Here is a 7,232-nt window from a genome sequence, read left to right on the forward strand (position 1 = left end):
CTTCTACAATCTTCAAGTAAGCTATCTGTAAAGCATCTTCCCAAGAAATATTGGTACTATAAGTACGTTTTCGAGCAATCTTTTCCAGAATTTTTCTATGATCGGAACAATTAATCAATTGATTCCAATAGTCAATTTCTCTGTTAAATATTGTTTGACTTTTAGTCTTTACAAGTGTCTTAAAAAACATAAAATATTGATCCTAGTCTTTAAACTTATAGACACTGACCTGATAGTTTTGGGGAAATTACAGCACTTTGCCTGGATAGTGAGGTACAGTTTATTAATTCTCTGTTGCCAGATGAGCTGTTGCCTAAAGTCCTAAAGTTTTGTACATCACTAACTCCGAAACTGCTGTAATAATGAATTGTGAGATGCTTAATCTCAGGAAAATTTCGGTTGTAATTAACGACTATAAAAAATCAGACAGAAGCACAACTTAGACTAATCTCTCAACTAAAAGAAATAGTATTTCCTAGAATTTCACAGTTATGCAGTAAGTTTCAGTGTAGTCTAACTTCCTCAAACTCCATAGCTAAAATACACAATCGCGCTAGTGGTGGGGAGCACTATCGCTTTAATCCAAAATTATTGAGTCTAAAATTTGGGATCACTAGAAATTTATCAGACTTATAGATATATTTGAGTGTTGAATCAGACAGTAACGCAATTGGTATTAATGCCTCAAAGGTGGGAGTTATAAACAAGTAACCTTGACTTGTCAGTCCAAGATTCTTTACTAGAAATCTGGGACAACCAGAAATTTATCACACTATACATATACTTGTACTTGAGTATTGAATCAGACAGAAACGCCATTGGTATTAATATCCCAGACAATAAAAACGCTACAACTCTTGTTTAGCAAAACCTTTAACCATGTCTATACCTTTTGAGAAAAATATTTTTGAGAAATTTGGGAATATTTTCTGTGGGGAAACCGTTAATAGTAATAAGAGAGTTGAAGCATGAAGCACTTAAATGCCTAAACTCAAGTTAAAAACAATGATTGGATTTTAATGGAGTAACTATCATGGCTAGAGCCGATTTTAACTATATTCCTGTCAATAAAACCTTCAATGAAAACTCCCCCGTTTTTGAGGTAGACTTTCCTGTCGAAGTCAGTGCTAGTCAGGCAGTGGTAGATGATGGGTATCTGCTAATCACGGTGAGGAGTGTTGATTCACAGAGTCACAGAATTCAAATTAACGGTACAGACCTAAGTGGTTTTGATATTCCAAAACCTCCCGGAGATTCCGACGCTTGGCTAACGTATATGGATCGCATTCAGCCAAACGTTCTTCGTTCAGGGATGAACAATATTCAAATTACTCGCGTGGGAAATGATGACTTTGTTGTCAAAGATATTGTTGTACACTGGCGTGAAGCTTAAAGAAGTTTGGTGGAGCCTAGCGGCAGCTATATCGCTCCTTGGAATTGGAATGATCTGATTACCTATCCCACACTTTCCTGATGCACTACCATTTTTGCCTTGATTTTATAAGGGGTTTCCACCTCTTATCAGCCAGAAATAATTAATAGTAGAAGGCGATCGCACACTATAAACAAGCGATCGCTTTTTTTCATATACCTATATCAAACAATTGTCAACCCCTAATTTACACAAATTAACTAAAAAATTAAGAATACTTAAATAAAACAAAATTTTATTGCTTTACTGACAAACTGAGTTCCTAGTTGATGGGATAACCTGAAAAAATATTGTTCAAAAAGTCCCGTTAAATGAATAAAGACATCAAAATTTGAGACAATCAAACTAACAAATCTATAACAGTTAACAAAAAACGGAGAAAATTAGATGAAATTAGCCTACTGGATGTATGCAGGTCCCGCTCACATTGGCACATTGCGCGTTGCCAGTTCCTTCAAAAACGTTCACGCTATTATGCACGCTCCTCTCGGTGACGACTATTTCAATGTTATGCGCTCTATGTTAGAAAGAGAACGTAACTATACACCAGTCACCACCAGTGTAGTTGACCGTAATGTATTGGCGCGGGGTTCCCAAGAAAAAGTAGTAGATAATATCATCCGTAAAGATAACGAAGAAGCTCCAGATTTAATTGTTCTTACTCCTACCTGTACTTCCAGCATTTTGCAAGAAGACCTAGAAAATTTTGTCGAACGCGCTCAAATAGATGCCAAAGGTGATGTAATGCTGGCGGATGTTAACCATTACCGCGTTAACGAACTCCAAGCAGCGGACAGCACTTTGCAGCAAATCGTTAAATATTATATTGAGAAGGCGAAAAAGAAAGGGGAACTTCCAGAAGGGAAAACTGAAAAACCTTCTGTTAATATCATTGGCGTTTCTACCCTGGGTTTCCACAACCAACATGACTGCACCGAGTTAAAACGCTTGATGGCAGATTTAGGTATCGAAGTTAATGAAGTCATTCCCGAAAGTGCTTCTGTTCACAATTTAAAAAATCTACCTCGCGCTTGGTTTAATCTCACACCCTATCGCGAACTGGGGATAATGGCAGCCAAATATTTAGAGTCAGAGTTTGGAACTCCTTATATTGACATTACTCCAATGGGTGTGGTGGAAACTGCTCGTTGTGTTCGGAAAATTCAGCAGGTAGTTAATGCTCAAGGTGCCAATGTTGACTATGAGGAATTTATTGATAATCAAACTTTGCACGTTTCTCAAGCAGCTTGGTTTTCTCGTTCCATTGACTGTCAAAATTTAACTGGTAAAAAAGTAGTGGTATTTGGGGATAATACTCATGCTGCTGCTCTGACAAAAATTCTGGCGCGGGAAATGGGTATTCATGTAGTTTGGGCAGGTACTTATTGTAAATATGATGCTGACTGGTTCCGGGAACAGGTGAGTGAATATTGCGATGAAGTTTTAATTACTGAAGATAATGGAGAGATTGGGGATGCGATCGCTCGTGTGGAACCTGCGGCGATTTTTGGCACGCAAATGGAGCGTCATGTTGGTAAACGGTTGAATATTCCTTGTGGTGTAATTGCGGCACCGATTCATATTCAGAATTTTCCCATTGGTTATAAGCCATTTATGGGTTATGAAGGTACTAATCAAATTGCGGATTTGGTTTACAATTCCTTTACTTTGGGAATGGAAGACCATCTATTAGAAATATTTGGTGGGCATGATACTAAGGAGGTTATTACTAAGAGTATTTCTGCTGATTCTGATTTGAATTGGACGAAAGAAGCAAAGGCAGAGTTGAATAAGGTGCCTGGTTTTGTTCGGGGTAAGGTGAAGCGAAATACTGAGAAGTTTGCCAGAGAACGTGGTTTTGAGCAGATTTCTGTGGAAGTTATGTATGCTGCAAAAGAATCTGTTGGTGCGTAGTTAATTGTTAATTTTAGTGGGGTGGGTTTTCCATCCCAGTCTATGTGTTTTATCATTTTCTTTGTGGGTTTAATACCCCACCGTCTACAGGGTGTTCACGCATTACTTGGGGGAGCGAATCCCCATGTAATTTTCCTCCTGTCTCCTGTCTCCTGTCTCCTGTCTCCTTCTTCAAAAATTTTGTTTAGCAATAATTATGCTTTCTCTTTTTCTTCTTTAGGCTTTCCGTAAAGGTGTAGTGTCACTTTTCCCGTTACCTTTACTTGTTCATTAGTTAGCTGTTCTTCAATCTCTTCTGTTATCCAATTCACGAATTGTTTATAAGAGTTTTTCCTAAACTTCCAGCCTTTTTCACTATTTGTTTTACTATTAAAGTTTTGATTATTAGGTATTAAATTTAGAATTTGCTCTGAAAATTGGTTTTCTTTTGGATACTCTTCAATCCATTCAAAAGGAGGATAACGCATATTATCTATCAATAATTCATAAGCCGTCTTTAAATATTCAAAAGAATCTATAGATGATTCATTACTGCTATTTTCAATTTTCATCTTTTCATAAGTTTCTTTGGAGCAAAGTAGAGATTTATCTATCTTCAGTTCGTCGTATTTATTAATTGCATTGTAAAAATTCATCAAAAATTTAGCACCATCTATACCAACTAACTTAATTATTCCTGTACTACTAGACAGTGAAGTTTGATTAGTATCAAAATGTTCTACATTATCTGTGATTTATTTTTGGAGAGTAGCAGAAAATCTCTTAATTCCTATGATTGGAGAGGTGATACTTTCTGCTAATATTCTATACAAAACTAATGAATTTTTACTGGGAGGAATACTTCCTAAAACTAAGCCTAAACCATCTATGATTACAGCAATTATTAAAGAAGCAACAGCGATCGCTTCTCTTTCTTGGTAAACCTTAACAAAAGGAATTAAAAAAGCTTCAGAATTTTCATAATCAGAAAATTGTGGCTGTGATACTTTATAAGTTTCAGGAATAGCACTCCATGCTTCTAAGTTTATATCGTAGATTTCTTTTGGTTTTAATTTTTGTTCTTGAATTTCTTGTGCAGAGAGAGCGAGTAGATTGTTAATTCTATTATCCTGTGCAATGTTTTTAATTTCATTAATTTCATCTTGTACTTTTTCCTTTTCAAACGTCAATTTTTGACATTCTGCTCCACAACCAGGAGGATTTCCTCTAATGCCATTTATTTCATCCTGTATTCGCCTTTCCAATTCAGATTTTTGCGCTTCTAACCTTGGAAGTTTATCTGTAAAATTACTTTTAACTTTTCTCACTAAACTATTATGAGCTTGTATTTTTTTAGGAGAGTTTTTTGTTAGTTCGCCACCTAAAGTTTCATCATAAATAAAAAATAAATTGCAGTAGATACTCACTATAGTCAAAACTAGAATTGAAAACCACCTTCTTTTAGGACCTCCATTTCCTGCTTTGAAAATTAAAAGTAATATGAGTAAAAATTGAAAAGTTCCACCAAGAAAACCAGAGAGTATTTTACTGGACTTTGAGAAGGTTAATGATTTTTGTTCAGCCTATCAAAAATTTAGGGCAAAAATAGAACAAAAAGGAATTACTTTTGATGATAATACTTTTGAGAACTTACGAGATAAGTCACCAGGGAGAGAGGTTGATTTATGAGTTTAAACTATTTGCTAGATACTAATATAATTTCTGAATCTATACGTCCTTCTTCGTTGACCTGAAATGATTGAGAATTTGAAAGCCTTGTCAAGTCAAGCCTAGAGACAAAAAATGACCCTAAATACTTGCTGGAAGTAAAGAGAGTTGGAGAGCGATCGCTAAATAGATGTTCAATTTTCTGAGTTAATAGTCTGTATAATTAGCGATTTCTAGACAGCAAAAAATAGAACAGTACCAAGACACTGCTATTGAAATTCTCTGTTTCCAAGTTAACTATCCAGTTAACTGGTTTTATTCTTTCCTTTCTTTTTAGATTTTTTCTTCTTACTTTTTGCCCCCTTAGTTTTTGCACGCTGCTGAACTACTTCCGGTGGCGGACCATAATCTCCATTAACAAAATATTTTCGTTCTACTATATGTTCTGGATCTACTTCAATCCACAGACGAGCTCCCCCAGCTTGACTTTTGTTCGGGTTATGAGGCTGATAAACAATTTGGCAAGGTCCGTTAATTTTAAGGGCATGGCAATAATTCTTTTTATCTCCCACTTTCACTGCAACGGCTGGATGAGAAGTTCCATTGTCTCGGTTATAGTCAATAGTCTTTCGCAGAACATGAACAATAGTCTTAGCTTTGCGTTGAAGTTTATTCCAACTACCTTCAGGACCACGACAACCTGGTGTAATCTCTGGCATTCCGCGATGGTTGAGAGGAATTTGCCAAAATCTTTTGACTTTTCGAGCGCCGATAACACGACCTTTATTGAGTAAAAATCGCAATCTACCTGTTGAAATATTTAGTAGAAAAGCTGCTTGTGTAGTACTAACTATTGAGACAGTCATAACTATAACGTTAGGGTTTTAGGTTATATGTAGAAATTATAAAATACTTATGTTAGGTAATCTTCAATTTAGCAGAAAACTCAATGGGTGGCAAGAGAAAGAGAAAAATTATTTGAACTTTCTGCTTCATAAAACCGATATAAAACGTCATAAGCGCGACATTTTAATGTTTACTTCCTGCTTTCCTACGGAATGCTACGCAAACCACCGGAACTGTTGGCAGCACTCCGTCCACAGGCATTGACGGTCAAGCCGACCGCATCTCTCAAATTTATACTGGCGTTTAAATCTCTATCTATTGACAAGCCACATTCTGGGCAATCATAAGTTCTTACATTTAAGGGCATATCCTGAACATGGCCACAGTTTGAGCAAGTCTTTGATGATGGAAAAAATCTATCAACTACCACTAGCTCAGAACCGTACCATTCGCACTTATATTCTAGCTGTCTTCTAAACTCATAAAATCACTATCTGCTAACTGATTTTCGCTAGTTTATGATTGCGTAACATTCCGCTGACATTCAAATCTTCAATTGAGACAGTGCCGTGGTTTTTGGCTAAGTATGTTGTCAATTTATGAATTGCGTCTTTGCGGATGTTAGCTACTTTTGCGTGTAGCTTGGCAATTTTCAGTTGTGCTTTTTTCCAGTTGGCAGAGCCTACCTCTTTATGACGATTTAGGTATTGCAATCGAGACAACTTAGCTTCAAATCTGCGATCAGATTTTACGCTCTCAAATACTTTTCCATCACTCAAAGTCGCTAAGGTTTTCACCCCTAAATCTACACCAACTACATCAGTTTTTTTGGGCGTGGTTGTGGGATTCCATTCATAGCTACAACTGAGATACCAATCACCCGCTTGCCTACTAATAGTTATTTTTTTAGTCGTTGCCTCAATCGGTTCATAAGTTTTTACCCAACCGATAAAAGGTAACTTGTGAGACCAACCATTAAGTTCTATTGGTTTTCCACAATTATCTATTGTGAATGAATCCGACCTACCTTTTTTCTTAAACCTTGGGTATTTTCCTAACCCTTTAAAGAATCTTTTGAAGGCTTCACCTAAATTTATGTTTGCGAAGCATTCCGAAGGAAAAGCGTATTGGTAAACTCTAGATGACAAATTTTTCATCCAGGGATATAAAGCCTTTGTGTGATTGGTAAAAACTTCTCTCAGCTTACGGGTATTAGGCTTATAACCAGCCTTGTAAGCAGCATTCCACAGACCTTTTACCCCAATTGTTAAACTAAGCAGACCCATTTCCGGTTGTCCTTTATAGGGTTTGCTCGTCTTCAGAACCGGACGTGAGACTTTCACCTCATCACGGCTCCTCTCCTAAACGTCCCTTTTCATGGGTACATCCTTAA

Annotated in this window: 9 protein-coding genes; 2 read left to right on the forward strand and 7 right to left on the reverse strand. The window is 36.6% G+C overall.

What is annotated here, in order from left to right; genetic code table 11:
- Positions 1-190: hypothetical protein (locus tag F6K18_RS03620; RefSeq protein ID WP_353734999.1), on the reverse strand; the 190-nt coding region annotated here is incomplete at its 3' end.
- An 843-nt stretch (positions 191-1,033) separates the two neighbouring features.
- Here F6K18_RS03620 and F6K18_RS03625 point away from each other — a divergent pair.
- Together F6K18_RS03625 and bchB are read left to right on the forward strand one after the other, a co-directional pair.
- On the forward strand, positions 1,034-1,393 hold the full coding sequence (locus F6K18_RS03625) for a hypothetical protein (RefSeq protein WP_287518732.1): 360 nt from the start codon (positions 1,034-1,036) through the stop codon (positions 1,391-1,393).
- A gap of 426 nt (positions 1,394-1,819) precedes the next feature.
- Complete coding sequence (bchB, locus tag F6K18_RS03630; protein ID WP_287518733.1) at positions 1,820-3,346, forward strand: ferredoxin:protochlorophyllide reductase (ATP-dependent) subunit B; 1,527 nt, start codon at positions 1,820-1,822, stop codon at positions 3,344-3,346.
- Positions 3,347-3,398: 52 nt separating this feature from the next.
- Here bchB and F6K18_RS03635 read toward each other — a convergent pair whose 3' ends face one another.
- The 6 genes from F6K18_RS03635 to F6K18_RS03660 all read right to left on the reverse strand — a co-directional run bounded on the left by F6K18_RS03635 (position 3,399) and on the right by F6K18_RS03660 (position 7,125).
- Entirely contained in the window at positions 3,399-3,521 is a 123-nt protein-coding gene (locus F6K18_RS03635; protein ID WP_275670431.1) for a hypothetical protein, read from the reverse strand.
- A 19-nt stretch (positions 3,522-3,540) separates the two neighbouring features.
- The gene (locus F6K18_RS03640) at positions 3,541-3,984 is read right to left on the reverse strand and encodes a hypothetical protein (protein WP_287309123.1); all 444 of its coding nucleotides are present in this window, start codon (positions 3,982-3,984) and stop codon (positions 3,541-3,543) included.
- Positions 3,985-4,080: 96 nt separating this feature from the next.
- Positions 4,081-4,761: a hypothetical protein gene (locus tag F6K18_RS03645; RefSeq protein ID WP_287245255.1), complete on the reverse strand. Its 681-nt coding sequence runs from the start codon at positions 4,759-4,761 to the stop codon at positions 4,081-4,083.
- Between the two features lie 537 nt (positions 4,762-5,298).
- Positions 5,299-5,859 (reverse strand): DNA-binding protein, encoded by a 561-nt coding sequence (locus tag F6K18_RS03650; RefSeq protein WP_287518735.1) that lies wholly within the window; start codon positions 5,857-5,859, stop codon positions 5,299-5,301.
- Between the two features lie 185 nt (positions 5,860-6,044).
- Positions 6,045-6,269 carry a zinc ribbon domain-containing protein gene (locus F6K18_RS03655; protein WP_287518736.1) on the reverse strand — a complete coding sequence of 75 codons (225 nt, stop codon included), beginning with the start codon at positions 6,267-6,269 and terminating at the stop codon, positions 6,045-6,047.
- Positions 6,270-6,336: 67 nt separating this feature from the next.
- Positions 6,337-7,125 (reverse strand): transposase, encoded by a 789-nt coding sequence (locus tag F6K18_RS03660; protein WP_287518737.1) that lies wholly within the window; start codon positions 7,123-7,125, stop codon positions 6,337-6,339.
- Between the last annotated feature and the right edge of the window lie 107 nt (positions 7,126-7,232).

Origin of the sequence: Okeania sp. SIO2C2, assembly GCF_010692625.1 — a bacterium.
Lineage (GTDB): Bacteria > Cyanobacteriota > Cyanobacteriia > Cyanobacteriales > Microcoleaceae > Okeania > Okeania hirsuta.

What these genes read in the sequence shown, in the direction of transcription:
- F6K18_RS03660 (WP_287518737.1), bottom strand. Translation starts at nt 7,125, where the DNA reads ATGGGTCTGCTTAGTTTAACAATTGGGGTAAAAGGTCTGTGGAATGCT.
- F6K18_RS03650 (WP_287518735.1), bottom strand. Translation starts at nt 5,859, where the DNA reads ATGACTGTCTCAATAGTTAGTACTACACAAGCAGCTTTTCTACTAAAT.
- F6K18_RS03625 (WP_287518732.1), top strand. Translation starts at nt 1,034, where the DNA reads ATGGCTAGAGCCGATTTTAACTATATTCCTGTCAATAAAACCTTCAAT.
- bchB (WP_287518733.1), top strand. Translation starts at nt 1,820, where the DNA reads ATGAAATTAGCCTACTGGATGTATGCAGGTCCCGCTCACATTGGCACA.